This is a genomic window from Streptomyces sp. HUAS ZL42 (assembly GCF_040782645.1).
GTDB lineage: Bacteria > Actinomycetota > Actinomycetes > Streptomycetales > Streptomycetaceae > Streptomyces.
On sequence record NZ_CP160403.1, the window covers coordinates 1,293,703 to 1,318,849 of the forward strand.

The 25,147-nt window shown below is 71.9% G+C and carries 26 protein-coding genes and 1 pseudogene; 14 read left to right on the forward strand and 13 right to left on the reverse strand.

All coding sequences use genetic code 11. The features are described 5' to 3' along the window. Positions 1-136: 136 nt before the first annotated feature. Together ABZO29_RS06105 and ABZO29_RS06110 are read right to left on the reverse strand one after the other, a co-directional pair. The gene (locus ABZO29_RS06105) at positions 137-337 is read right to left on the reverse strand and encodes a ferredoxin (protein ID WP_367319096.1); all 201 of its coding nucleotides are present in this window, start codon (positions 335-337) and stop codon (positions 137-139) included. An 11-nt stretch (positions 338-348) separates the two neighbouring features. Next, the gene (locus ABZO29_RS06110) at positions 349-1,548 is read right to left on the reverse strand and encodes a cytochrome P450 (protein WP_367319097.1); all 1,200 of its coding nucleotides are present in this window, start codon (positions 1,546-1,548) and stop codon (positions 349-351) included. Positions 1,549-1,870: 322 nt separating this feature from the next. Between ABZO29_RS06110 and ABZO29_RS06115 the strand changes: the two genes are divergently transcribed. Beyond that, positions 1,871-2,494, forward strand: coding sequence for a LysE family transporter (locus ABZO29_RS06115; RefSeq protein WP_367319098.1), 624 nt, complete (start codon positions 1,871-1,873; stop codon positions 2,492-2,494). 95 nt (positions 2,495-2,589) lie between these two features. After that, positions 2,590-3,039, forward strand: coding sequence for a nitroreductase family deazaflavin-dependent oxidoreductase (locus ABZO29_RS06120; protein WP_367319099.1), 450 nt, complete (start codon positions 2,590-2,592; stop codon positions 3,037-3,039). 84 nt (positions 3,040-3,123) lie between these two features. On the opposite strand, the gene ABZO29_RS06125 is transcribed toward ABZO29_RS06120, so the two are convergent. Further along, the gene (locus tag ABZO29_RS06125; RefSeq protein WP_367319100.1) at positions 3,124-4,050 is read right to left on the reverse strand and encodes a cation diffusion facilitator family transporter; all 927 of its coding nucleotides are present in this window, start codon (positions 4,048-4,050) and stop codon (positions 3,124-3,126) included. A gap of 160 nt (positions 4,051-4,210) precedes the next feature. On the opposite strand from ABZO29_RS06125, the gene ABZO29_RS06130 reads away from it, so the two are divergent. Further along, positions 4,211-5,230 (forward strand): glutathione S-transferase family protein, encoded by a 1,020-nt coding sequence (locus ABZO29_RS06130; protein WP_367319101.1) that lies wholly within the window; start codon positions 4,211-4,213, stop codon positions 5,228-5,230. Positions 5,231-5,265: 35 nt separating this feature from the next. Next, positions 5,266-5,562 carry a DUF4235 domain-containing protein gene (locus ABZO29_RS06135; protein ID WP_367319102.1) on the forward strand — a complete coding sequence of 99 codons (297 nt, stop codon included), beginning with the start codon at positions 5,266-5,268 and terminating at the stop codon, positions 5,560-5,562. A 497-nt stretch (positions 5,563-6,059) separates the two neighbouring features. Here ABZO29_RS06135 and ABZO29_RS06140 read toward each other — a convergent pair whose 3' ends face one another. From ABZO29_RS06140 to ABZO29_RS06150, 3 genes are all read right to left on the reverse strand, one after another. Continuing rightward, on the reverse strand, positions 6,060-6,452 hold the full coding sequence (locus ABZO29_RS06140; protein ID WP_367319103.1) for a VOC family protein: 393 nt from the start codon (positions 6,450-6,452) through the stop codon (positions 6,060-6,062). Positions 6,453-6,519: 67 nt separating this feature from the next. After that, the gene (locus ABZO29_RS06145; RefSeq protein ID WP_367319104.1) at positions 6,520-6,984 is read right to left on the reverse strand and encodes a pyridoxamine 5'-phosphate oxidase family protein; all 465 of its coding nucleotides are present in this window, start codon (positions 6,982-6,984) and stop codon (positions 6,520-6,522) included. Between the two features lie 75 nt (positions 6,985-7,059). Next, entirely contained in the window at positions 7,060-7,779 is a 720-nt protein-coding gene (locus tag ABZO29_RS06150; RefSeq protein ID WP_367319105.1) for a helix-turn-helix domain-containing protein, read from the reverse strand. A 124-nt stretch (positions 7,780-7,903) separates the two neighbouring features. Here ABZO29_RS06150 and ABZO29_RS06155 point away from each other — a divergent pair, with 124 nt between their 5' ends. From ABZO29_RS06155 to ABZO29_RS06165, 3 genes are all read left to right on the forward strand, one after another. Next, positions 7,904-9,403 (forward strand): APC family permease, encoded by a 1,500-nt coding sequence (locus ABZO29_RS06155; protein ID WP_367319106.1) that lies wholly within the window; start codon positions 7,904-7,906, stop codon positions 9,401-9,403. 20 nt (positions 9,404-9,423) lie between these two features. After that, positions 9,424-11,055 (forward strand): amidohydrolase, encoded by a 1,632-nt coding sequence (locus ABZO29_RS06160; RefSeq protein WP_367319107.1) that lies wholly within the window; start codon positions 9,424-9,426, stop codon positions 11,053-11,055. 89 nt (positions 11,056-11,144) lie between these two features. Then, complete coding sequence (locus ABZO29_RS06165) at positions 11,145-12,371, forward strand: PucR family transcriptional regulator (protein ID WP_367319108.1); 1,227 nt, start codon at positions 11,145-11,147, stop codon at positions 12,369-12,371. Here ABZO29_RS06165 and ABZO29_RS06170 read toward each other — a convergent pair. Continuing rightward, a complete protein-coding gene (locus tag ABZO29_RS06170) occupies positions 12,349-12,825 on the reverse strand; it encodes an N-acetyltransferase family protein (RefSeq protein ID WP_367319109.1) in 477 nt (158 codons plus the stop codon). The genes ABZO29_RS06165 and ABZO29_RS06170 overlap by 23 nt on opposite strands. Positions 12,826-12,917: 92 nt before the next feature. On the opposite strand from ABZO29_RS06170, the gene ABZO29_RS06175 reads away from it, so the two are divergent. Both ABZO29_RS06175 and ABZO29_RS06180 read left to right on the forward strand, forming a co-directional pair. After that, positions 12,918-13,280, forward strand: coding sequence for a DUF1304 domain-containing protein (locus ABZO29_RS06175; RefSeq protein WP_367319110.1), 363 nt, complete (start codon positions 12,918-12,920; stop codon positions 13,278-13,280). Next, a complete protein-coding gene (locus ABZO29_RS06180; protein ID WP_367319111.1) occupies positions 13,277-13,840 on the forward strand; it encodes a TetR/AcrR family transcriptional regulator in 564 nt (187 codons plus the stop codon). Before ABZO29_RS06175 ends, ABZO29_RS06180 begins: the two co-directional genes overlap by 4 nt. 4 nt (positions 13,841-13,844) lie before the next feature. Here the strand turns inward: ABZO29_RS06180 and ABZO29_RS06185 are convergent, their stop codons facing one another. Further along, positions 13,845-14,696, reverse strand: a complete 852-nt coding sequence (locus ABZO29_RS06185) for a hypothetical protein (protein ID WP_367319112.1) — start codon at positions 14,694-14,696, stop codon at positions 13,845-13,847. A gap of 383 nt (positions 14,697-15,079) precedes the next feature. Between ABZO29_RS06185 and ABZO29_RS06190 the strand changes: the two are divergent. Then, positions 15,080-15,269 (forward strand): annotated as a pseudogene (locus ABZO29_RS06190) (zinc-binding dehydrogenase); the annotation flags it as partial. A 7-nt stretch (positions 15,270-15,276) separates the two neighbouring features. On the opposite strand, the gene ABZO29_RS06195 reads toward ABZO29_RS06190, so the two are convergent. After that, positions 15,277-16,383 (reverse strand): NAD(P)-dependent alcohol dehydrogenase, encoded by a 1,107-nt coding sequence (locus ABZO29_RS06195; RefSeq protein WP_367319113.1) that lies wholly within the window; start codon positions 16,381-16,383, stop codon positions 15,277-15,279. 26 nt (positions 16,384-16,409) lie between these two features. Next, positions 16,410-17,864: an aldehyde dehydrogenase gene (locus ABZO29_RS06200; protein WP_367319114.1), complete on the reverse strand. Its 1,455-nt coding sequence runs from the start codon at positions 17,862-17,864 to the stop codon at positions 16,410-16,412. Between the two features lie 103 nt (positions 17,865-17,967). On the opposite strand from ABZO29_RS06200, the gene ABZO29_RS06205 reads away from it, so the two are divergent. The 3 genes from ABZO29_RS06205 to otr(A) all read left to right on the forward strand — a co-directional run bounded on the left by ABZO29_RS06205 (position 17,968) and on the right by otr(A) (position 21,043). After that, complete coding sequence (locus tag ABZO29_RS06205; RefSeq protein ID WP_367319115.1) at positions 17,968-18,414, forward strand: MarR family winged helix-turn-helix transcriptional regulator; 447 nt, start codon at positions 17,968-17,970, stop codon at positions 18,412-18,414. A 118-nt stretch (positions 18,415-18,532) separates the two neighbouring features. Then, entirely contained in the window at positions 18,533-18,955 is a 423-nt protein-coding gene (locus tag ABZO29_RS06210) for an anti-sigma factor antagonist (protein WP_367319116.1), read from the forward strand. Positions 18,956-19,177: 222 nt separating this feature from the next. Beyond that, complete coding sequence (otr(A), locus tag ABZO29_RS06215) at positions 19,178-21,043, forward strand: tetracycline resistance ribosomal protection protein Otr(A) (RefSeq protein ID WP_367319117.1); 1,866 nt, start codon at positions 19,178-19,180, stop codon at positions 21,041-21,043. Here otr(A) and ABZO29_RS06220 read toward each other — a convergent pair. Then, positions 21,026-22,216, reverse strand: a complete 1,191-nt coding sequence (locus ABZO29_RS06220) for a cytochrome P450 (RefSeq protein ID WP_367319118.1) — start codon at positions 22,214-22,216, stop codon at positions 21,026-21,028. The genes otr(A) and ABZO29_RS06220 overlap by 18 nt on opposite strands. A 146-nt stretch (positions 22,217-22,362) precedes the next feature. On the opposite strand from ABZO29_RS06220, the gene ABZO29_RS06225 reads away from it, so the two are divergent. Further along, positions 22,363-23,025: a DUF4230 domain-containing protein gene (locus ABZO29_RS06225; RefSeq protein WP_367319119.1), complete on the forward strand. Its 663-nt coding sequence runs from the start codon at positions 22,363-22,365 to the stop codon at positions 23,023-23,025. Here the strand turns inward: ABZO29_RS06225 and ABZO29_RS06230 are convergent, their stop codons facing one another. Together ABZO29_RS06230 and ABZO29_RS06235 are read right to left on the reverse strand one after the other, a co-directional pair. Beyond that, entirely contained in the window at positions 23,026-24,786 is a 1,761-nt protein-coding gene (locus ABZO29_RS06230) for a complex I subunit 5 family protein (RefSeq protein WP_367319120.1), read from the reverse strand. Beyond that, positions 24,786-25,133, reverse strand: a complete 348-nt coding sequence (locus ABZO29_RS06235) for a sodium:proton antiporter (RefSeq protein WP_367326060.1) — start codon at positions 25,131-25,133, stop codon at positions 24,786-24,788. Before ABZO29_RS06235 ends, ABZO29_RS06230 begins: the two co-directional genes overlap by 1 nt. Positions 25,134-25,147 lie beyond the last annotated feature (14 nt).

The following is a 25,147-nucleotide window of genomic DNA, read 5'->3' on the forward strand; positions in this document are numbered from 1 at the left end:
GGACTCGCTGAGGTCTCGCCCCTCGTCAGCGGCTCGGCTGCCGTGTCTCCCTCTGCGCGTGACGCCCGAGGCGCGCGGCGGCGCGGCCGGTCTTGGATCCGTCCGATCCAAACGCGCTGGCCTGCGCCGCCCGATGTCAACCCACCGTGTCCGACAGCGTGATGGCGCCCACCGGGCAAGCCCGCGCTGCTTCCCGGAGCATCGGGTCGTCGGCGCCGTGCGCACGGCCCGGCAGGAGGGCGCTGAAGCCTTCGTCGTCCTGGGTGAAGACGCCCGGCGCGGCCAGTGCGCATTGGCCTGCGCCGATGCAGACGTGCTTGTCGATCTCGATGTGCATGACCGGAGTCCCTACCAGGTCACGGGGAGTTCCAGCATCCCCTGGATCGTGTCGCCGGGTTTGAAGGGGATCTCGTCGGCGGGAGCCGCGAGGCGCAGGCGGGGCAGGCGCGCGAAGAGGGTGCGCAGGGCGATCTCCATCTCGGCGCGGGCCAGGTTCTGGCCCAGGCACTGGTGGATGCCGAACCCGAAGGCCACGTGGTGGCGGGCCGGGCGGTGCCAGTCGAGGGTGTCCGGGTCGGTGTAGAGGGTCTCGTCGCGGTTGATGACCGAGGTCGCGAAGACCACGCCGTCGCCGGCCCGGATCGTCGTCCCGGCCACGTCGATGTCCTCGGTGGCCAGCCGCAGCAGCCCGTCCGCGATGGACAGCATCCGCATCAGCTCCTCGACGGCCGCGGGCAGCAGCGTGGGATCGGCCCGCAACTCGGCCAGCCGCTCGGGGTGCTGGAGCAGCGTGTAGGTGCCGAGCGAGATCATGTTGGCGGTCGTCTCGTGACCCGCGACCAGGAGGATGATCGCCAGGGCGATCAGCTCGGCGCGGTCCACCGTGCCGTCGCGCAACTGCTGGTGGACCAGATCGTCCAGCACTCCTTCGCCCGGCGGTTCCTTCTGCTTGCGCTCGATCAGCTCACCCAGGTACGCCTCGAGCCGGCCGCGGGCGTCCAGTGTGTCGGCGGGGTCAGGGCCGCGCAGCAGCCGCCGCGACTGCTCCTCGAAGAACTCGTGGTCGGCGTACGGGACGCCGAGCAACGCACAGATCACCATCGAGGGCACGGGCAGCGCGAAGGCGCTCACCAGTTCGGCGGGCGGGCCTTGCGCGATCATCGCGTCCAGCCGCTCGTCGACGATCCGCTGGATGTCCGGCCGCAGTTCGGTGGCCCGTTTCAGGGTGAAGCTCGGGACCATCATGCGGCGCTGGGTTCGGTGTTCGGGGTCGTCGACGCCCAGGAGTGCGGTCCTGAGGTGGCGCACGGCCGCGAAGCGTGCGGTGGGTGCGGGGAAGCCGGGGCGGGTGCGGTCGGTCGACAGGCGCGGATCGGCGAGGAGGTCACGGGCGGCGCCGTGCCCGGTGACCAGCCAGACGGGGCGGCCGTCGAAGAGGGTGACGCGGGCCAGGGGGCGCGCGGCGCGCAGTGGATCGTAGGCGGTGGGCGGGTGGTAGGGGCAGGTGCGGTCCTGGGGAAAGGCGACGGGTTCCGACAGTTGCGTCATGGAAGACCTCGCAGACGAAGGATGCGTCGTGCCGATCTTCATTAGATGCCTCGGGCATCTATAAGGCGACGCAGAGTTCGGCCAGATCGGCGAACCCGGCAGACTGGCCGGAGTTCACCGCTGCGCTGCGCCGAGCCGGCGGCACCGCACCCGTCCTCGGCGCCCTCACCCGTGTAAATCGGTTGCCGCCGCTGCTCCGCGCCCCTCAGGATCGCGCCATGCCTGCGACCGATGCCTTTCTGCCGCCGACGCCCGCCGCCGTTCGTCCGGTGCGCGGGCGGCAGCAGCCCGGCCGTCCGCGGAGGCCCGATCCCGTCCGATCGTGACGGCCGCGCTCGTCGCCGGCCTGGTCGCGGGCTACGGCATCGCCGTACCCGTCGGCGCGGTCGCGACGTATCTCGTCTCCCTCACCGCCCGTACGTCCCTGCGCACCGGTGTCTGCGCCGCGCTCGGCGTCGCCACCGCCGACGGGTTCTACGCGCTTCTCGCCACGATCGGGGGCTCCGCCCTGGCCGCCGCGCTGCGGCCGGTTCTGGTCCCGCTGCGCTGGGCCGCCGCCCTGGTGCTCCTCGCGCTGGCGGTACGCGGTGCGGTCAGCGCCGTACGGCACTACCGCGCACACCGGCTCGCAACCCGTTCGGATCCCCCTCCCCCGAACCCCGCTCGGGCCTATGTGGGACTGCTGGGCATCACACTCCTCAACCCCACCACCGTGATCTACTTCGCGGCGCTCGTCCTCGGCACGGGGGCGGCGGACGCCGTACGGCCCCTGGAGCAGGGCGTGTTCGTCCTGGCGGCCTTCGTCGCCTCCGCGAGCTGGCAGCTGCTGCTCGCCGGTGGCGGCGCGCTGCTCGGCCGTGCACTCACCGGTGGCCGGGGACGGTTGACGACGGCGCTCGTGTCCAGCTCGGTGATCGCCGCGCTCGCCGTGCGGATGGTCGTATGAGGACGGGAGCGGTGCGGATGAAACACGCGGGTACCGGTGTTGAAGAACCGGACGAGTCACCGCACGGCACGACGAAGACGAAGGGGAGGGATGCCATGCCTCTCGAGGGTGAGTACGAACCCAGCCCGACGCAGTGGGTGCGTGAACAGGTGGAGGTGTACGAGAGCTCCGGCGGCACGCGGGGGACGACCCTGCTGGACACGGGCATGCCGGTGATCCTGCTCACGACGCGGGGCGCCAGGAGCGGCAAGATCCGGAAGACGCCACTGATGCGCGTGGAGCACGAGGGACGGTACGCCGTGGTCGCCTCCCAGGGCGGGGCGCCCACGCACCCGGTCTGGTACCACAACATCAAGGCCGATCCGCATGTGGAGCTCCAGGACGGGCCGGTGAAGCAGGACATGAAGGCCCGCGAGGTCACCGGCGAGGAGAAGGCCGAGTGGTGGGAGCGTGCCGTCGCGGCCTATCCGCCGTACGCCGACTACCAGAAGAAGACGGCGCGGGAGATCCCGGTGTTCGTCGTGGAGTCCGCCGACGGGCACTGACCTGCGCCGACGGCGGGGCGGAAGAATTCCGCGGAAATATTCGCGCTGGGACGCATGAACCCGTTCCCGCCGGGCACCCGAGCGTCAGGCCCCGCCGCGTTCCCCCGTCGCGGCGGGGCTTTCCCGTGCCTCGCGCTCCGGCCGGTCGGTCACGTCGAGGAAGATCTGGTCCGCCTCGGGCACGGTTCGGAAGATGGACCGCTTGATGCGGTCGGCGACGTCCTCGACCCGCTCGCTGTCGAGGCCAGGAACGAGGTCGACGCGGGCCGCCACCAGCGCGGTGTCCAGGCCGGTCTTCATGCTGAACAGCGCCTCCACGCTGTCGATTTCGGGCTGCGCCTCGAGCAGCGAGCGGATCCTGCCGCTCGCCTCCGGGCCTGCGGCCTCCCCGATCAGCTGGTCGCGGGCGTCACGCCCCAGCCGGTAGGCGACGAAGACGAGCAGCGCACCGATCGCGAAGGACGCGGAGGCCTCCCACACGACCAGCCCGGTGACCATGTGCAGGACCATGCCGGCGAAGGCGAGGGTCACGCCGAGCACCGCCGTGCCGTCCTCGGCGACGACCGTGCGCAGGGCGGGGTCACGCAGGCCGCCGGCCGTGCCGCCCTGCTTGTGCACCTGGTGCAGGGCCCGTGCGAGCGAGGCGCCCTCGGCGACGAAGGCGACTCCCAGCACGATCAGGCCCGCCACGTACCCGCTGAACTTCTCCTCCGCGCCGTTCCGTAGCGCCTCGAAGCCCTGGAAGAAGGAGAAGCAGCCGCCCATGACGAAGATCCCGACGGCCGCGAGGAGTGACCAGAAGAACCGCTCCTTGCCGTAGCCGAAGGGGTGGCGCGCGTCGGCGGGTCGGCGGCTGCGGCGCAGCGCGGCCAGCAGGAACACCTCGTTGAGGCTGTCGGCCACGGAGTGGGCCGCCTCCGACAGCAGGGCGGGCGAGTGCGCGATCAGGCCTCCGGCCGCCTTCGCGGCGGCGATGACCAGGTTGGCCGCCAGCGCCACCAGTACGGTCACGCGTGTCTTCCGGTCCGCTTTCCGATCAGACGCTGCACCGCTCACCTTGGCCGACTGCCCCGGGCGGCGGCGCTCACACCGTGCCACCCGCGGAAATCGGGGAACCCGGACAGGGCAGCCGGTACAACACGCAGGTCACGCACTACGACAGGAGGAAATCATGAGTGGCGGGGGCAACGGCAACCGCGCCTACGGTCACACGACGTTCAAGCGGTCCAAGAGCCACTTCACGGACCGGATCACCACGGACGGCCGGGACGGCTGGCCGGTGGAGAGCGGACGCTACCGTCTCGTGGTCAGCCGGGCCTGCCCGTGGGCGAGCCGGGCGGTGATCTCGCGGCGGCTGCTGGGTCTGGAGGGCGCCCTGTCGATGGCGATCGCCGATCCGATCCAGGACGACCGCAGCTGGCGCTTCACCCTCGACCCGGACGGCCGCGACCCCGTGCTCGGTATCCGCTACCTCAGCGAGGCCTACGACAGGCGGGAGACCGGCTATCCGGGCGGGGTCAGCGTGCCGGCCGTCGTGGACGTACCCACCGGCAAGCTGGTCACCAACGACTACCAGCGGATCACCCTCGACCTTGCCACCGAATGGACGGCGCTGCACCGGGAGGGGGCGCCCGACCTCTACCCCCAGGCGCATCGCGACGAGATCGACACGGTGATGGCGGACGTCTACGAGGACGTCAACAACGGGGTGTACCGGGCCGGCTTCGCCATTGAGCAGGAGGAGTACGAGGAGGCGTGCGAGGCGGTGTTCCGGCGGCTGGAGCTGCTGACGCCGCGGCTCGCCCGGCGGCGCTATCTGGTCGGGGACACGATCACCGAGGCGGACATCCGGCTGTTCACCACACTCGTGCGGTTCGACGCCGTCTACCACGGTCACTTCAAGTGCAACCGCTGGAAGTTGACGGAGAATCAGGTCCTGTGGGCGTACGCCCGCGACCTCTACCAGACGCCCGGCTTCGGTGACACCGTCGACTTCGACCACATCAAGCGGCACTACTACCAGGTGCACACCGGCATCAATCCGACCCGCATCGTCGCCCTCGGCCCGGACCCGTCCGGCTGGCTGACGCAGCATCACCGCGCGGAGCTGGGCGGGCGCCCGTTCGGGGACGGGACACCGCCCGGGCCGGTGCACACCGGCGAAGAGGTCCCGCCCCAGGGGCGGCCCTGATCCACTCGACCCACCCGCACCCCAAGGAGGCGTCCGTGGCCAAGAAGAAGAAACTCTCCCTCGTCTACCAGCCCGTCGGGTTCGCGCTCGGCTGGGCGAGCGGGGCGCTCGCGGGGCTCGCCTTCCGCAAGACGTGGAAGGCTCTCCGGCACGAGGACGACGCGCCCGACCCGCTGGACCCGGACCGCGGCTGGGGGGAGATCCTGCTCGCGGCCGCGATCCAGGGCGCGATCTTCGCGGTCGTACGCAGCGCCGTGGACCGCTCCGGCGCGAAGGCGATCGCACGGTCGACCGGGGCGTGGCCGGTCAAGGAGAAAGGGGGTCGGGCCTGATCAGACCGTGATCGTGCAGGGCCCGCGGCCGCGGCGCGGGTGCATCGTGCGGGCCGGCTGATGCCGCGGGGTTGCCAGCTGCTCGCCAGGGAGCGTGCGCGAGGGCGGTTTAACTCGATCGTGTGATGGTCGGCTTCCGGGCTTGCGGCGTCCTGGGCCGTTCGGGCTACGGTGATCGTGCGATCTGGGACGCCGGGTACGGCGCCAGCGTGCGGGGGCCCCCGCTCCACCGGAGTGATGGTTCGGGGCCTCCCCGTCGCCTCTGCCCGCAACCACATGGCCAGGTCGTGAGGGAACCGGCCTCCCGGGATAGGACCACGGACAGGATCCGTGTCGCTGCCCCGGGGTCGAGTACGCCGGGGACCAGTGCGCCCAAGACCGTTCGGGGCGTGCGGCTGAGCGGAGTCACTTCTACTCAGTCCACAGGAACGGTGGGTTGCTTCGTTCACCCGCGCTTGCGGGTCCCGGGGACCGGGCCCGCGGCCCGCGCGGCCCCCTCACCCCTGCTTGGGGGCCGTCTGCGGAACCCGGCGCAGGGTGAAGGAGTGGCCGGCCGGGTCGGCGTAGCCTCGTTCCTCGTACCGGCCCGCGGCGTCCTTCGTCTCCAGTGGGCGTCCGCCGAGGCCGATGATCTTGCGTTCCGCCTCGTCCAGGTCCTCCACCACGAAGTCGAGGTGGACCTGGAGGGAGTTCTCGGGCCGCGGCCAGCTGGGCGGGGTGGCGTTGACGTCGCGGCGGAAGGCAAGCCGGGTCCCGCCGGCGCCCCTGATCTCCACCCGGTTGGCCGACGCGCCGGTCTCCTCGGCGTCCAGCAGTTGCCTGTAGAACTCGGCGAGCTTCTCCGGCTCGGCGCAGTCGAGCACGACGACGCCCGCTTTCACCACTGCCATGTCTCCTCCGCAGGTTCGTGGGGCATGGGCGGACGAGCCCGCCCCCGACCTTGCGGTTACCCCGGTTTCAGCCGCCCACCAGCCACTCCCCGCCCCGCATCAGCTCCCGCCCCTCCAGTTCGTCGGCCTCGCGCCAGGCCTGCACCCGGCACGGCAGGACGCGGAAATACAGGTAGGGCGTGGCCAGCCGGCGCGGATCGAAGCCGGTCTTGCCCGCGAAGATCTCGGCGTCCTCCTCCGGCAGCTCGGCGGGCGGCACGGCCTCTACGGTGCCCTCGACGAGGACCACGTCACGGGTCGGACCGATACCGAGCCGCACCCTGCGGGTGGCCAGCAGGTTCCGTCCGGTGGGGCTGGCGGCCGGCGTGGCGAACAGGAGGGTGGCACCGTCCCAGACGAAGGACAGCGGGACGAGGTACGGCGCACCGCCCTGCTCGTCGGCCGTGGCGACCCAGGCGTCCACGTCGTGTTCCAGGCGGTGCAGCGTGTCGTGCTTGCGCTGCTCGGCGGGGCGTGCGGGTGGTGGGGTCATCGTCGGACAGCCTCCTGAGGCACCTGAAAGGAACGGCGTACCCCCCTGACGGTCACGCGCCTCCCAGTGTGACCGTCACTCCCCCGTCCGGGCCCGGATCTCCGCCAGGCGCGCCGCCGCCGCGCTCAGCAGGAACTCCAGGGCCGCCGGGTATGAGCTGTGCCGCATGGCGGCGACGAGGTGGCGGGCCGTGGCGGCGATGTGCGGGTGCGACTCGGCGGGCAGCCGCGCGTACGTCGCCCGCCACACGTCCGCCTCCGCCTCGCGGGCCTCCCTGGGCAGCGCGGTGTTCGCGGAGTCGAGGGCGCCGAAGGCGAGGGCCTGGTCGACGAAGGCGTGGTAGATCGCCACCGCCTCCGCGTCGGGGAAGCCGGCGCCCCGCAGCACGCCGAGGATCGTCTCCACAGCCTGGATCTCATGGACGCCCCCGGTGACGCGATAGGAGCTGAGCACCGACGCCCGCGGATGCGCGAGTGCCCCGGCGTGCATCCGCAGACCGAGGTCGCGCAGGTCGGCGAGCCAGTCGCCGGTCGGACGCCAGATCCGCAGCGTACGGCCGATGAGCTCGTCGGCGATGGCGAGCATCAGGTCGTCGGTGTGGCGGAAGTAGCGGTAGAGGGAGCTGGGGTCGGCGCCGAGGGCGCGGCCGAGGCGGCGGACGGACAGCGCGTCGGCGCCGTGCTCCTCGATGAGCCTGAGGGCCGTCTCGACGATCAGTCCTTCGGAGAGGACGACGCCCTGCTTGGTGGGGCGCCTGCGCTGCCGGGCGGCGGGCGGAACGACGCGATCACTCATGGCTGGCCTCCCAGGACTGGTGCCGGAACCTTACGACAACACCGTTGACCTGTTAAGCCCCCGGGCAGTTTCATGTGCGTTCACCGGGGCCGACCAGGCCCCCCGGTGCAAGCGGAGTGCTGGCATGACCGACAAGCCCTATGTCGTCCCTCCCACGCGGCCCGTGCTGCGCAAGTCCCTCGGTGTCCTGGACGGCGTCGCCATCGCCGCGTCCAGTACGGCGGCCACGACCAGCATCGGCATCGGCCTCGGCGTCACGGCCGGGGTGGTGGGGCTGCATCTGCCCGCGATCATGCTGCTCGCCTTCCTGCCGATCCTGGGCATCGCGGGCGCCTACTCCCGCCTGAACAAGGTCGAACCGAACGCGGGCAACGGCTATGTGTGGGTCGGCCGTTCGCTGACGCCCTGGCTCGGTTTCATGGTCGGCTGGGTGAACATCGTGGCCACGGTGGCCTTCCTCGCGTACACCACTGCGGTCACCGGGTCCGCGCTCCTGCAACTGGCCGGCGACGCCGGCCTGCACCGGCTCGGCGGCCTGGGCCTCGATCCGGGCTCGACCGCACAGACGACCGCCGTGGGGCTGGTGGTCCTGGTCCTCGTGACGCTGACCGCCGTCACCGGCATCCGTACGGCGGCGCGGCTGCAGACCGGGCTGCTCGTCTTCGAGTACGTCGTACTGCTCGGGTTCTGCGGATACGGCATCGTCACCGGCCCGCACGCATTCAGCCTTAGCTGGTTCGACCCGTTCGCGATCCCGTCGGCGCAGGCGCTGGCACAGGGTCTGCTCCTGTCGGTGTTCTGTTACTGGGGCTTCGAGGCCGCCTTCAGCGTGAACGAGGAGGTGCGCGATCCCCGCGACGCGTCCCGGGCCGGCATCACGACCCTGGTGACGATGCTGGGCCTGTTCCTGCTCGGCTCGATCGCCTTCCAACGGGTGCTGTCCGAGGAGGAGTTGGCGGGCCACGGCGCCCAGGGCCTGGCCTACTTCGGCGAACGGCTGGCCTCCCAGCCGCTGGCGGTGCTGCCGCTCGTGGCGCTGATGTTCTCGGCGGTCGCCTCGCTGCAGGCCGGGGTGATTCCCACGGCCCGGGCGATGTTCGCGATGAGCCGGGACCGTACGCTCGGGCCGGTGTGGTCCAAGGTCAGTCCGCGGTACGGCACGCCGGCCGCCGGAACGCTGCTGATCGGGGCACTGGCCGCGGCGGTCGCGACGCTGGCGCTGATCATCCCGCGGCTCGCCGACATGATCATGGCGACGGTGAACGCCGTGGGCATCGTCGTGGCCCTCTCCTACGCCCTCACCGCGCTCGCCGCGGCCGTACGCTTCCGCGCCCTGCTGCGCGAGGACTGGCGTCAGGGCGTACGCGCGGTCGTGCTGCCCGCGCTGAGCGCGACGGCCCTGCTGTCGCTCGGCGGTTACCTCGGCTGGTCCTTCTACACCTCCACCGACCACCTCGAACTGCGTGCGGACAACGGGTGGTTCCTGCTGCTGACTCCCCTGGTCATGATCGCGTCCGGTTTCGTGGCCGCCGCGTGGGCCAGGTGGGTGCGCCGCTCCCCGTACTTCCGCACCGGCGACGGCACGGACGCCGACGCGCCGCAGCTGCTCGCCACGACCCGCTGACCCCCACCAGGAAACGGACCATGCACGCAGATCTCCTCTTCACCGGCGGCCCCGTCCTCACTCCCGAGGGCCGTACCGCGACCGCCGTGGCCGTCGCAGGCGACCGCATCCTCGCCGTCGGAGGCGAGGAGGTGCGCGAGCTCGCCGGGCCGCGCACCGAGGTCGTCGACCTCGCCGGGCGGCTGCTGCTGCCGGGATTCCAGGACGCGCACGTCCATCCGGTGCCGGCCGGCCTGGAACTCACCCAGTGCGACCTGACCGGGGCGAAGAGCGCCGAGGAGACCTTGGCGGCGGTCCGCGCGTACGCCGCGGCGCATCCGGAGCGGGAGTGGATCACCGGCGGCGGCTGGTCCATGGAAGCCTTCGAGGGCGGTACGCCGACGAAGGAACTGCTGGACGCGATCGTCCCCGACCGGCCGGTCTATCTGCCCAACCGTGACCACCACGGCGCCTGGGTCAACAGCCGCGCCCTCGAACTCGCGGGCGTCACACGGGAGACACCCGACCCGGCCGACGGGCGCATCGAGCGCGACGCTTCGGGCGAGCCGAGCGGGACGCTGCAGGAGGGTGCGATGCGGCTGGTCGGGCGGCTCACGCCGACGGCCACTCCGGCCGACCTGCTGGCCGCGTTGCTGCACGCCCAGCAGCACCTCCACTCCCTCGGCATCACGGCCTGGCAGGACGCCCTCGTCGGGAACTTCCTCGGCATGCCCGACCCCTCGCAGACGTATCGAGCGGCGGCCCTCGACGGCTCGCTCACCGCACGCGTCGTGGGCGCGCTGTGGTGGGACCGCGGGCGCGGCGCCGAGCAGATCTCCGAGCTCGTCGAGCGACGCGACGAGTTGAGCCATGGCCGCTTCCGGGCCGGCAGCGTGAAGCTGATGCTGGACGGGGTCGCCGAGAACGGCACCGCGGCCCTGCTGGACCCGTACCTCGACAAATGCGGCGGCGCGACCGCCAATCGGGGCACCGCCTTCATCGACGCCGCCCATCTGCCCAAGTACGTCACCGAGTTGGACGCGCTCGGCTTCCAGTGCCACTTCCACGCGCTGGGCGACCGTGCCGTACGCGACGCCCTGGACGCGATCGAGGCCGCGCGGACCGCGAACGGGCCGAGCGACACCCGGCCGCATCTGGCGCACCTGCAGGTGGTGCACCCCGACGACGTGCCCCGCTTCGCCCGGCTCGGCGCGAGCGCGAACATCCAGCCGCTGTGGGCGGCCCACGAGCCGCAGATGGACGAGCTGACGATCCCCTTCCTGGGAGCCGAACGGGCCGGGTGGCAGTACCCGTTCGGCGCGTTGCTGCGGTCCGGGGCCAGGGTCGCGGCGGGCAGCGACTGGCCGGTCAGCAGCCCCGACCCGCTCGAGGGGATCCACGTCGCCGTCAACCGCGTGACGCCCGGAGGCGACGCCCCGGCCTTCCTGCCCGCCGAGCGCATCGGCCTCGCGGAGGCGCTCACGGCGTACACGTCCGGTTCGGCGTACGTGAACCACCTCGACGACACCGGTGAGGTGCGCTCGGGGGCGCTGGCGGATCTCGTGGTGCTGGACCGCGATCCGTTCGACGGGCCTCCGGAGGCGATCGCGGACATCGAGGTGGATCTCACCTATGTGGGGGGCCGGCGGGTGTACGCGGCTCATTCCGCGTGAACCGGATTGTCACCGGACGACAGTCCGCGACCCCACAACTGTCCGCCGTTGATGAGCCCTGATGTGTTACCGGCGGGTATCGTCGCCGCGTGCCGAAGAGAGCCGCAGTGGTGGACGAGGAGACGGGGGGCCCGTTCAAGGCGTTGCCGACGGGCCTGCACGCCCGGCTCAGACCGTACTTCGCCGACATCACCGAGGAGGTCGTGGAGGCGATCCGCACGGAGATCCCCGAGTACGCGCGCCCGGCGGACGACACGTACATGCAGGGCGTGCACCGGGGCGTCGACCATGCGCTGCGTGGGTTTCTGGAGCGCATGGCCAAGCCGGACACCGACTGGGAGCCGGTGAAGGCGACGTACCGGCGCATCGGCCGCGGGGAGGCCGAGGAGGGGCGCAGCCTGGACTCGTTCCAGTCGGCACTGCGGCTCGGGGCGCGGGTGACCTGGCGCCGGGTGAACGCCCTGGTGGACGCCGACCTGCTGCCGCGCAGTGTGCTGGGCGCGTTCGGCGAGGCGCTGTTCGTGCACCTGGACGAGATGGCGGCCGCGACCACCGCGGGGTACACGGAGGCCCGCTTGCACGCGGCCGGCGAGTTACAGCAGCGGCGGACCCGGCTGATCGACCTGCTCACCGCCGATCCTCCGGCCTCGGCCGAGGCGATCGCGGATCTGGCGCACAGTGCGCGCTGGCCGGTGCCGCGCGGTGTGGCGATGGTCGCGATCGGCCACGGAGCGCCGACCGCCACGCCGCCCATCGTGCCGCCGGAGTTCCTCGCCCGGTTCGACGTGCAACCCGCCGTGCTGGTCGTGCCCGACCCCGAGGGGCCGGGTCGGGCGCGGGCCGTCGCCGTGGCGTTGCAGGGGATGCGCGCGGCCATGGGTCCGACGGTCGCGCTGCAGGACGGCGCGCGGTCGCTGCGCTGGGCGGCGGAGGCACTCGACCTGATGAGGCGCGGCATCCTCCCGGACGCCGGACTGGTGCGCTGCCAGGACCACCTGTCCACGCTTCTGCTGCTGCGCGACGACGCGCTGACGGACGCGCTGGCCGCACGATGGCTGCGGCCGCTGGAGGGGGTGCGCCCGCCGCAGCGCGAGCGCCTCGCGGAGACCCTGCTGAGCTGGCTGGGCTCGGGCCGCAACGCGAGCGAGGTCGCGGAGCGGCTCGCCGTGCATCCGCAGACCGTGCGCTACCGGATGCGGCAGCTGGACGAGCTGTTCGGCGCCCAACTCCACGATCCGACCGCCCAGTTCGAGATGCAGCTCGCGCTGCGGGCACTGCGGCTGCGCGGGGGCGTCAGAGAGGGCGCCGCAGAGTGAGCGCCTGCGGCGCGAAGCCGTTGCGTTCGCAGAAGCGGATGGCGTCCGTATTGGAGGAGTAGGCGGCCACCTCGACCTGCCCGGCACCCGTGCCCCCGGCCCAGGCGAGGAACTCACCAACGAGCGTGCCGCCGGCGCCGGCCCGCCGGTGTTCGGGTCGGACGTGCATGCCGATCAGCGTGGCGGACCTGACCGGCCGCATGGCCGAGGCCCCGGTCACTGAGCCCGTCAGGTGTCCCACGATCCGCCCTTCCCGCTCCGCCACGAGCACGAGGCGTGCCCCGTCCGCCGATGCGGCCGCGAACGACTCGGCACCGTGCTCGCGCGGCCAGTCGGCGTTGATGCTCGGGTCACGGGTCCCGCCGTCCTCGGCGAACAGACCCGCACTGGACGCCACGAGCCCCGGTATGTCCTCGGCTCGGGCCCGCCGCACCATCACCTCTTGCTCAGCCATGGCCCGGAGGCTGGTGGACGCCTCTGAACAACTGGACTTCCTGGACAGATGTCCAGCTATAGTGGACACCTGTTCAAGAATCGAGGGAGACGATGGAAGCGCTCGCGAACGTGCTCGTCGGTCTGGTGGCCGCGCTGCACGCCTACATCCTGGTGATGGAGATGTTCCTGTGGCAGAAGAAGCCCGGCAGGGCGCTGCACGGCTTCGACCGGGAGATGGCCCGGGCCACCGCGCCGATGGCCGCCAACCAGGGGCTCTACAACGGCTTCCTCGCGGCCGGTCTGGTCTGGGGTCTGATCGCCGCCGACCCGACGGGTTTCCGCGCCCAGGTCTTCTTCCTGTCCTGCGTGGTGGTCGCGGGCGTGTTCGGCGCGGTCACGGCGAACCGGCGCATCCTGTTCGCGCAGGCACTGCCCGGCGCGCTCGCCCTGGCCGCCGTCCTGATCGCGCAGTGACCCGAGCCGCGCCCGAGGACCCGCGGGCCGCCCGCACCCGGGCGAGGCTGCGCGAGGCCCTGCTCGCCGAGTGCGCCGAGCGGCCCCTCGAGGAGGTCGGCGTGGCCGCCCTGGTGCGCAGGGCCGGGGTCGGCCGGGCCACCTTCTACGTCCACTACGACGGCCTGGAGGCGCTGGCCGTCGACGCCTGCGCGGACGTCGTACGCGAGGCCGTGGAGGCGCTGCACGCCTGGCGCGGGCGACCGGACCCCGTGCACGCGCCGCCCGCGCTCGCGGAGTTCTTCGCCTCGCTCACCCCGCACGCCGCCCTGTACCGGGCTCTGCTGGGCCCGGGCGGGGGCGGCCCGCTCGGCCGGGTGCTGCACCGGGACCTGCGGGCCTACAGCCTCCGCGAGCGCGAACTCGCGGGCGCTGCCGACGCCCCACTGGTCGCCTCGGCGGTCGCCGCCACGTTCGCCGGCGTGCTGGCCGACTGGCTGCACGGGCTGCTCGACGCCGGGCCGGCTGAAATCGCCGACCAGGTCTGGCAGTTGCTCGTGGCGCTGCACGCGAGCCGGTGACGGGTCACCTGCAGGCGACCATCTCCTTCGACCGGGGCCAGGCCTCCACACCGTCGGGTGTGCGGACGTACGCGGTCGACCGGTCGTCCGTCAGCCACAACTGCCAGTCGTCCAGGCGGTATCCGGTGTCGTGGGCGTCGGCCGGCATACGCACGTCGCCGTCGTACGGGGCGGTGAGCATGCCGCTCTCGAGCACCCCGTCGGGATCGCGGACGTACTGCCGGTGGTCCTTGCCCCGGCCCGTCCCCAGGAAGTGCGCGCTCTGCCAGTCGCAGTGCTCCGCACCGGCGTGGCTGACCAGCGTGGTGGTCGGGACCCGATTCCCGTTCCGGTCGGTCCAGATCTCGTACTCCTTGGAGTCGGTGAGATCCGCCGGGAGTTCGGCCGGGTCGCAGGAGGCGTTGGTCTCCGGTCCCCAACCCGGCCGGTTCTTCTGGTCCTTGGCGACGACGATCGCGACCTTGGTCCTGCCGTCGACGTCGAAGGAGTACAGGACGCGGTCGCCCTCACGGCGCTCCATGCGGTAGCCGGACCGGGGTTCGTCCGCCTGCTCGAGGTCGAAGTACAGCTTCAGGCCCTCTTCCGGCGTCGAGCCGCCCTCGTTCCTGCCCCACTCCCCGCCGCCTTCGCCCGAGTAGACCTCCCCGTCGCACTCCAGCGCGCGCCCCGCGGCACCCGACCGCATGAGTACGGCTCGCTCGCTGTCCTCGTCGATGTCCTTCGTCGGCACGTACAGCGGCCCGCTGTAGGGCGTGGGCGCGGGATCACCGTCGACGATCGGGTTCTCCTCCTCGGCACCGCACCCCATGGCGGCCATCGCCACCAGCACCGTCAACGTCACGAGCCCTCTGCCCATCCCCACCCCTGTTGCCGAGCCGCTGTTCCGTTCCTACGACGTGACAGCGGCCCGGAACGTTCGCCGGTGCGACTGCGGGGACACCCCGATCGCCGCGTGGAGGTGCCGGCGCCGGGGGGGCAGGCCGGGCGGTAGTCGGACCTCTCATCAGCGTCTCCAACGGCGCCTCTCGGGCCCGGTGGCACCACCCCCCAGGTCATCCGTTCGACAGGGGGGAACAGTCATGCCGGGCCCGGAGGCCAGCGGCCCTCTTGCAGGACCGCGAAGAAGATAACGGGGGGGCGCCCGTCGCGAAGCCGGCCGGGCCGGCGATCTGATCCATCGAGAGGCCGCCGGCCTCCAGCCGGTGCCGGGCCCGGGCGACGCGCTGGGAGGCCGGGCCGCTCGGCGTGCGCACGGTGCGCATGCTCATGGACGCCGAACGGGCCGGGATGGGCGCGATCGCCGAACTGCTCGAAGGCGGCAGGCTGCGCGCCACGATCGCGGGGAGGTTCCCGGCCGGTGCCGCCGAGGCACACAGGCTCGGCGGCACCGGCCGGACCACCGGAAAAGCTGGTCCTGACGGTGGACTGACGATCAGTCAGAAGGTCAGGACAGGCTTGATGGTCTTACCCGAGGTCATGTCCTGGACCGCCTGGCCGATTTCCGCGAAGGCGTAGGTGCCGATCAGGCGCTCCAGCGGGAGCCGTCCTTCCTTGACCAGCTTGACGAGGGCCGGGATGAAGGTCTGCGTCTCACTGTCGCCGAGGGTGAGGCCGATGACCTGCTTTCCGCCGAGCATTCCGTTGACGTCGAGGGCGACTTCGGTGCCGAAGGCCGGGGCGCCCACGATGACCAGGGTGCCGCGGGCGGCGAGCGCGTCGACGCCCTGGCGCAGGACGGAAACGGCGCCCGTGGTCTCCACGATGCCGTCGGCGCCCTGCCCGCCGGTGATCTCGGCGATCGCCTCGCCGAGGACGGCCTGACCGGCGTCGACGGTGTGGGTGGCGCCCAGCTCCTTGGCCAGCTCGAGGCGTTCGGCGACCTTGTCCACGGCGATGATCGTGGTGGCCGGGGTGAGGGCGGCCGCCATGACCGCCGACAGGCCGACGGCTCCGGCGCCGAGGACGACGACCGTGCTGCCGGTCGCCGGCTTCAGCACGTTCCAGACGGCGCCGACGCCGGTCTGCACACCGCAGCCCAGCGGGGCGATCGACTCCAGCGGTACGTCCGGGTCGACCTTGACGAGGCTGCGCTCGTCGACCAGTGCCCGTTCGGCGAAGGACGACTGGCCGAAGAAGTGGCCGCCGAGGGGCGAGCCGTCCCGGCTGATGGTGCCGCTGCCGTCGGCGCGGCGGCCGCCGATCAGGTTCAGCGGCAGCCAGGTGGCGCAGTAGGCCGGGTGGCCGCCGTGGCAGTTGCGGCACTCGCCGCAGGAGGTGAAGGACAGCACGACATGGTCGCCGGGGGCCACGCCGGTGACGGCCGACCCGACCGCCTCGACGACGCCCGCGCCCTCGTGGCCGAGGACGCCGGGCAGCGGGAAGGGCAGTCCGCCGCTCGCCACGCTGAGGTCGGTGTGACACAGCCCGGCCGCCACCAGGCGGACGACCGCCTCGTGCGGTGCGGGGTCGTCGAGAACGACGTCGCTGAGGGTGAAGGGGGCTCCGCCGGACTCGACGACGGCGGCACGTGTGGTGATGGGCATTCCTGCGAACTCCTGGGCTGCGGGTCTCAGTCGAGCGAGACGACGACGGACTTGACCTTGGTGTAGGAGGTGAGGGCCTCGGGGCCGTACTCGCGGCCGAAGCCTGAGTCCTTGACGCCCCCGAAGGGGACCGCGGGGTCGAGCATGGCCCAGTCGTTGATCCAGACGATGCCTGCCTGCAGCCGGTCGGCGACGCGGTGGGCGCGGGCCAGGTTGCTCGTCTGCACGCCCGAAGCCAGGCCGTACGGCGTGGAGTTGGCGAGGGCGACGGCCTCGTCCTCGGAGTCGAAGGGCTGCACGGTCAGGACCGGGCCGAAGATCTCCTCCTGCACGACCCGGGAGTCGTTGGGGAGGTCGGCGATCACGGTCGGCTTGTAGTAGTAGCCGCCGTCCAGGTCGAGCCGCTCGCCGCCGCAGACGATGCGGCCGCCCTCCTTGCGGGCCAGGTCGACGTACTCCTCGACCTTGCGCAGGTGCTTCTCCCCCGCCATCGGCCCGACGACGGTCTCGGGCCGGCGGGGGTCGCCGAGGGGCACGCCGGGCACGGCCTCGCCGAGGATGCCGAGCAGGGTGCTGTAGACGGAGCGCGCCACCAGCAGGCGCGGGCCGCCCATGCAGAACTGGCCGCTGTTGAAGACGAACCCCTTGATGATCGCGCCGACGGCCTTCTCCAGGTCGGCGTCCTCGAAGACGATGTGGGCCGCGTTGCCGCCGAGCTCCATGGTGACGGGCTTGAGCGACTCGCCGGCGACGCTCGCGGCGTGCCTGCCGACCGCGGTGGAGCCGGTGAAGGCGATCTTGTCCACGCCGGGGTGGCGCAGCAGCGCCTCGCCGGCCACCGGACCGGCGCCGGTCACGACGTTGACCACGCCGTCGGGGACGCCGGCCTTCTGCAGCAGCCCGGCCATGTACAGGGCGCTGAGCGGGGTCTCGTCGGCCGGCTTGTGGACGACGGTGTTGCCGGCCGCGAGGGCCGGGGCGAGCTTCGAGCCGGCCAGGATGAGCGGGAAGTTGAACGGGGTGATCGCGGCGACCACACCGAGCGGGCCGCGCCTGGTGTAGGCGTGGGCGTTCATCGGGGTGTCGCGGGTGGCGCCGTCCAGGGAGTAGGCCAGGGAAGCGTAGTACTCGTAGTCGTTGGCCGCGTTCGTCACGTCGACGGCGTGGGCCAGTGTGATCGGCTTGCCGACGTCGAGGCTCTCCAGCTCGGCGATGTCGTCGGCGTTCTCGCGGATGAGCTGTGCCACACGGTGCAGGATCCGGCCGCGCTCGCGGCCGCTCAGGCCGGACCACTGGCCGGCGTCGAAGGCCTCGCGGGCGGCGCGTACGGCGGCGTCGACGTCGGCGGCGCCCGCCTCGGCGACGGTGGTGACGACCACGCCCCGCGACGGGTCGACCACCTCGGTGCGCGCTCCGTCGGCGGCCTCGCGCCACTGCCCTCCGATGAACAGTCGGCCGGGTTCCTTCTCGAAGGTGGTCATCACCACTCCTCAGCGTCGTCGCCAAGATTTCAACCAACAGGATTCCTGTTGGTTCGCAGTCTCATTACAGACAGGTTTCCTGTCAATGGTTTAGTCTCTGCTCATGGCCGGCACCCAGGTATCCCAGACAACCAAAGCACCTCCGTCGCTGCTCTACATGGTCAAGCAGGTCGAGCTGGTCGTGCGCTCCCATCTGGACGAGCTGGTCAAGCCGTCCGGGATCACGGCGCTGCAGTACACCGCGCTCACCGTGCTCGAGCGGCACGACGGCCTGTCGGCGGCACAGCTGGCCCGGGACTCGTTCGTCACCGCCCAGTCCATCGCGGACGTGGTCCGCTCCCTGGAGAACCGCGGACTGATCCGCCGGGAACGCAACCCCCGCAACCGGCGCGAGCTGCTGATCCTGCTGACCGACGACGGACGCGAGCTGCTCGCACGGCACGCCTGCGCCGTACGGGAGCTGGAGGAGCTGATGGTGCGCGACCTCACGGCGCACCAGACGGACCAGTTCCGCCAGGCCCTCTCCAAGGCCTGGCACGCGCTGTCGTAGCCCCGGCTACGGGATTCGCACAAACCCGGCCGGAGTCGGCCGCAATTCGAAGACATATGTCAATCGAACATGCTCAAATTCGCTCCAACGAGGGTAACTTGCAGGGCGGGGGATCGGCATGCGCTCCCCGCCGGCGGAGCAGGTTGGAGGCGATGTCGTCGTGCAGCACGACTCTGCGGCGCCCACCCGGCATCTGATCGTCCGCCGGGACCGGGGCTTCACGGTGCTGGAGTTCCACGGCGAGATCGACATCGCCTCGTCCGTGGAGATCGTCCCGCACCTGGACGCCGCGACCGCGGCCCCCGGCCCCCGGGTCGTGATCGACCTGACCCGGGTGCAGTTCTTCGACTGCTCCGGCCTGCGCCTGCTGTACCGCGCCCGCAGCCGCGTCCTGAACCACGACGGACAGTTACTCCTCGTCTGCACCCACCCGTTGACCCTGCGCGTCCTGCGGGTCACCGGCCTGTCCCGGCTGCTGCCCCCGCGACCGACCCTGGACGCCGCCCTGGAGCAGCCCGAGGCCACGTCCGGAACGTTATGACGGCGCTTTGAAGCGCTCCTTGACCATACCCGCGACGTGACGGGCCCCACCGTCCTGCCGCTCTCATGCCACGCCCCGGAAATCCGGTTGCGGGCCGCCGCCCCCGGCGCGCCATGATGGCGTCGTCCGTGTTCCCTCATGTGAGGATCCCCCGCATGCGCCGACTCCTCGGAATCAACCAGCTTCCCCACTGGACGACGGTTCTCGAGGACTCGACCACGCATGGACACGCTGAACATCGGAATCCTGGCCCACGTCGACGCCGGTAAGACCAGCCTCACCGAGCGGCTGCTGTTCGACCACGGCGCCATCGACCGGCTCGGCAGCGTCGACACCGGTGACACCCGGACGGACGACGGGGCGATCGAGCGGCAGCGCGGGATCACCATCCGGTCGGCCGTGGCCTCCTTCACCGCGCACGGCACGCAGATCAACCTCATCGACACCCCGGGACACTCCGACTTCATCGCCGAGGTCGAACGCGCCCTGGAAGTGCTGGACGGGGCGGTGCTGCTGCTCTCGGCCGTCGAGGGCGTGCAGGCGCAGACGCGGGTGCTGATGCGGACCCTGCGCCGGCTGCGGCTCCCCACCCTGGTCTTCATCAACAAGATCGATCGCACGGGCGCCCGCGCCGAGGGACTGGTCGCGGACATCCGGCGCCGGCTCACCCCGCATGTGGTGCCGCTGAACGAGGTCACCGGCATCGGCACCGCCGACGCCAGCGTCCGGCCGTTGCCGCTCGCGGACCCCGCGGCCGAGGCCCTCGCCGACGTCGACCCGGGCATTCTCGCCGCGGTCGTGGACGGTCCCGCACCGACACCGGACGCCCTGCACACCGCCCTCGCCGCGCGCACCGCCGACGGGTCCTTCCACCCCGTGTTCTTCGGCTCGGCCCTCGGCGGGCAGGGCGTCGCGGAACTCGTCGAGGGAATCGTCCGGCTGTTCCCCGAGCCGAAAACGCCGGACGGCGCCGAGCCACGTGGCACGGTGTTCGCCGTACGACCGGGCCCCGGCGGCGAGCGGACCGCGTATCTGCGGCTGTACGACGGTGAGGTGGCGCAGCGTCAGCGGCTGACGTTCCTGCGCCGGGAGTCAGACGGCCGGACCACCGAGGTGTCCGGACGGGTCAACCGCCTCGAGGTGATCGGCCGCCCCGGACCGCTCACCGGCGGCAACATCGCTGCCCTGACCGGCTCGACGGGCATCCGCGTGGGCGACCGTCTCGGCGAACTCACCGACCGCGCCCCGCACTTCGCGCCGCCGACGCTGGAGACCCTGGTCAGGGCCCGGCGGCCCGAGCAGGCGGCGGCACTGCGCTCGGCCCTGCTCACCCTCGCCGACCAGGACACGCTGATGCATGCCCGTCCGGCGGCCGGCGGAGCCACCGCGTTGCTGCTGTACGGCGAGGTCCAGATGGAGGTGATCGCGGCGACGCTCGCCCAGGACTTCGGCATCGAGGCCCGCTTCGAGCCGGGCAGGGTCCGGTTCCTGGAGCGGCCCGCCGGGACCGGCGAGGCCTGGGACGAGATGCCGTGGCACGACCACACCCGGTACTGGGCGACGATCGGGCTGCGCGTCGAACCGGGACCGTCCGGCTCCGGCGGGGTGTTCACATACGAGACGGAACTCGGCGCACTGCCTCGCGCCTTCCACCAGGCCGTCGAGGACACCGTGCACGCCACGCTCGAGACCGGCCCGCACGGCCGGCCCGTCACCGACTACCGGGTCACGCTGATCCGCTCCGGGTTCGCGGCGCCCATCAGCACCGCGGCCGACTTCCGCGGGCTCACCCCGATCGTGCTGCGCCGGGCGCTGGAGCGGGCGGGGACGCGGGTGTACGAGCCGTGCCACGCCTTCGAGGCGGAGGTGCCGCTGGACGCCCTCGCCCCGGTCACCGCTCAACTCGCCGCCCACGGAGCCGACTTCAAGGAGACGAAGGGAGGTGCGACGGCATGGTCGATCACCGGGGAGCTGCCCGCCCGGCATGTGCGCGAGGTCGAGCTGAAGCTGCCCGGCCTCACGCACGGCGAGGGCGTGTGGTGGTCCCGCCCCTCCGGCGACCGGGCCGTGTCACCAGGAGACCGGTAGCCGCAGCGGACCGCGCGTCAGCTGCCCCTCCCGCCACTCGATGGTGTCCGGGGTGAACTCGGCGCGCAGGCCGGGGAAGCGGACCGCGAGACGGTGCAGGGCGAGTTCGAGTTCCAGTCGGGCGAGCCAGGCGCCCAGGCAGTGGTGGGGACCGGCCCCGAAGATCACGCTGGGTGCGGGCAGCGGTGCCGACAGGTCGGCCGGGCCCGGCGGGAAGACGTCAGGGTCGCGGCCGGCGGAGTTGGTCTGGGCGGCGACCACGCTGCCCGCCGGGATCGTCACCCCGCCGACCTCGACGTCCTGGACGGCCCGCCGGATCAGGCCGGGCAGCACCCTGCCCTCGCTGAGCGGGACGGTGCGCAGCAGCTGCTCGGCCGAGGTCGCCGCCGCGTGCTCGTCCACGGCGCACGCGGGCCAGTGCTCACGGCCGTCGGTAAGGAGGTAGACGACGATGTTGCCGAGGGCGGTCATGGTGGTCTCGTGACCGGCCACGACCAGGCCGCAGACCAGGGTCAGCAGCTGCAGGTCGTCGACACCGAGGGCGTCCCCCGCCGCCACCAGACCGCTCACCAGGTCGTCGCCGGGCGACTTGCGCCGCTCGGCGACCAGGTCGGCGGCGAACGCGCCGAACTCGGTCATGGCGGCCATCACCTGCTCCGCGGTGTGGGCGCCACCGGACAGGGCGTGGTCGGCCCAGTGCCGGATGCGGTCGCGGTCGAGGTGGTCGAGACCCATGAGGCGGCAGATCACCGAGACGGGCAGGGGCCGCGTGAACCCCTCGACGATGTCGGCCGGCCGGGGCTGTGCCGCGAGGCCGTCGAGCAGGGACTCGACCACGGAGGCCACCCAGGGCCGCCACCGGGCGACCGCGCGGGGCGTGAACGCGCGCTGCACGGTGCCGCGCAGCCGCTGGTGTGCCGGGCCGTCCTGGTTGAGAAGCCCGTTCGGGTTGTCCAGCAGGTTCGGCACGACGAGCAGCGGTGGGGCGTCCTCGGCATGCAGTGACCGGCGGTCGAAGCGGGGGTCCATGAGCACCTGGCGCACATCGGCGTAGCGGCTGACGAGCCACACCGGGGTTCCGGTGGCCAGAGCGGTGAGCCGGGGCGGCCCGGGCTCCGGCAAGGGCGTGCGGTGCATGGGGCACAGGGGGCGCGAGCTGCTGTCTGCGGCCATCCGGGCCTCCTGGAGCGCCGGAACAGGGAGGCCTTCCACGCTAGTGCGCCCGTCGTGCCTCCGTCAGGGGTCTCAATCGGCCAACAAGACGGTCTGGCAAGGACTTTGAGGGGCATTCGGACAGTAGAGGAAGGAGGGCCGTCGCCATGACGACTCCCATCAGGCGCCTGTCCAGGCGCATGCCCGGCTGGGCGAAGGCAGTGAGCGCCGTCGTACTGGTGCTCGTCGTGTTCTTCGCCGGGATCCGGCTGAGCGTGCTCCCGGGCCTCAAGGACCTGTTCGGCACCGAGACACGCGACCGTTCGGGTCCCGCCCTGCTCCAGTCCATCCAGGACATCAGCCGTTACGACGCCGCCTCCGGCAACTTCCAGGTCGTCGTGGACCTGGAGAAGGACGCCAAGTACCTGCCCGACGCGATCCGCGGCACCCGCACCCTGTACGTCGGGGCGGGCACCGTCGACGCCTACGTCGACCTCGGCAAGGTCGGCGAGAACGACGTGACGGTCAACGACGACCGTACGTCGGCCACGCTCCGGCTGCCGCACGCCCGGCTCGGCAAGCCGGCCCTGGACGCCGACCGCTCCTACGCGGTCTCCAAGCAGCGTGGTCTCCTCGACCGTATCGGGGACCTCTTCTCGGACAATCCCAACGGCGAACAGGCCGTGCAGAAGCTCGCCGTCAAGCACATCGGCGAGGCGGCGAAGGAGAGCCAGTTGACCGCACGGGCAGAGAAGAACACCACCGACATGCTCGAAGGGCTGCTGCGTTCCCTCGGCTTCAAGGAGGTGAAGGTGTCGTACGCCGCGTGATCATGTGAGGGGCACGCCCGGCAGGGCCAGCGCGCCGAGCAGCGCAGCCCCCACCAGTACCCAGGCCACGTAGTCACCGACGTGCCCGGACTGCAGGCGCCGCAGTGGCAGCGCCCAGTCCGGGGCGGCCGGCAGCCCGGGGCGGGTGACGGCAACCGCGGCCAGGGCCACGGCCAGCAGGGTCGAGGTGAGTCCCAGCACCACGCCGACCGGGGTCCAGTGCACGGAGACGTGCACGCCTCCGGACCCGGCCTCGTTCACGGCGTGCGCCACCACGCCGGCGAAGCCGGGGGCCACGCCGACGGCGAGGGATCCGGCGAGCAGCAGCGCCGGGACCACCGTCATGGTGTCGGGGATGCGGGCCAGCCGCTGCCGGGTCTCGGGCCGCTCTCCGGAGCCGGTCGTCTCGTGCTCGCCCCCGTCCTCGGGGCGCGGGCCGAGGCCGAGGAACACCCGTGCGGCGACCCGCAGTACGGCTGCCGCGGTCACCGCCGACACGGCGACGTACAGCACGGTAAGCGGGCCGCCGACGGCCTCCTCCGTGATCGCCTTGCCGAGCGCCGTACCGAACGGCGGCAGCCCGGACAGCCCCAGGGCTCCGACGACGAACATCACGGCCACGGCGCGCAGTTGCCGGGCCCGCCCGTACAGGGCGTGCTCGTCGACGCTGCCGTACCGGTCGAGGAGGATGCCGGCGCAGGCGAACAGCGCCGCCTTCACCCCGGCATGGCCGAGGACGTACAGCGCGACCCCGTCGTCGGCCTCCGGCTTGAGTTCGCCGATGCCGATGAGGAACAGCCCCATGTGGGCGACCGTCGAGTACGCCAGCAGCCGTTTGATGTGCCGCTGGTACCAGCACATGACCGCGCCGATCACCGCCGTCAGCGCGCCCAGCACGATCAGCGCGCGCTCCACCTCGGCCACGGGCACCCCGCCGGGTCCTGCGAAGACGGTTCCGTACACCCGCCATGCGCCGAACACGCCGAGTTCGACCATCACTCCCGACAGCAGCATGCACACGGGCGTGGGCGCGATCGCGTGCGCGTCCGGCAGCCAGAAGTGGAAGGGCACCACGGCGGCCTTGACCAGCAGGCCGGTCAGGACGAGGACGAAGGCCGCGAGGACGAGAGCGTCGGGCCCGCCGTGCGCGTCGAGGCCGCGGCCGATCTGGGTCATCGCGAGCTCGCCGGTGCGCCCGTACAGCAGTCCGATCCCCATCAGCATGGCGTACGCGCCGAGGGAGTTGACGACCCCGAAGGTCAGTGCGCCCTGTACGGCCTTGGGGTCGTCGATGCGGTAGCCGGTCAGCGCGTACGCGACCACGCTCATCAGCTCGAAGTACACGAACGCGTTGAACAGGTCCCCGGCGATCGCGAAGCCGCACATGCCCGCCTGGAAGACCAGCATCAGCGCGGGGTAGGAACCGGCGTGGCGGCGCGGTGGTTCCTCGAAGTAGTGCCAGGAGTACACCAGTGCCGCCAGCGTCAGCAGCGAGGCGAGTGAGGCCATGCCGAGCCCCGGCCCGTCCCCGACCAAGAGGATGCCTACGCTCTGCCCGTTCACCGGCCGCCAGGCGCCGACCCATTCGACCATCGGAGGCGAGGAGTTGAGCAGGAGGACGAGCGCGAGGGCCGCGTTGCCGGCCGCGACGGCGCAGCCGATCGCCTCGGCCGCGACCCGGGGCAGCCGGCGGCCGCCGGCGACCAGCAGACCCGCGCCGAGCAACGGGACCGCGACGAGCAGCGGGAGCAAATGGTGCATCAGCCGCGCAGCTCCGAGAGTTCGTCGGGGTCGACGGTGCCATGGCGCTTGGAGACCTGCACGACGAGCGCCAGCAGCAGGGCGGTGACGGTGGCGCCGACGACGACGTCGGTGAGGGCGAGGGCCTGCACGACCGGGTCGACGACCGGCCGCGATCCCGGCTTCAGGTCCGAGAAGACGGGAGCCGTGGCGTCGTCCCGGTAGCCGACTGCGAGCAGCAGGACGTACGTGGCCGACTGGCATACGGCGAGGCAGCCCACGGCGTGGATCAGGTTGCGGCTGGTGGCCAGGCCGTAGCAGCCGACGAGGAAGATCCAGACGGCGACCAGGTACGGAAGGACGTGCATCACGGCGGTCACAG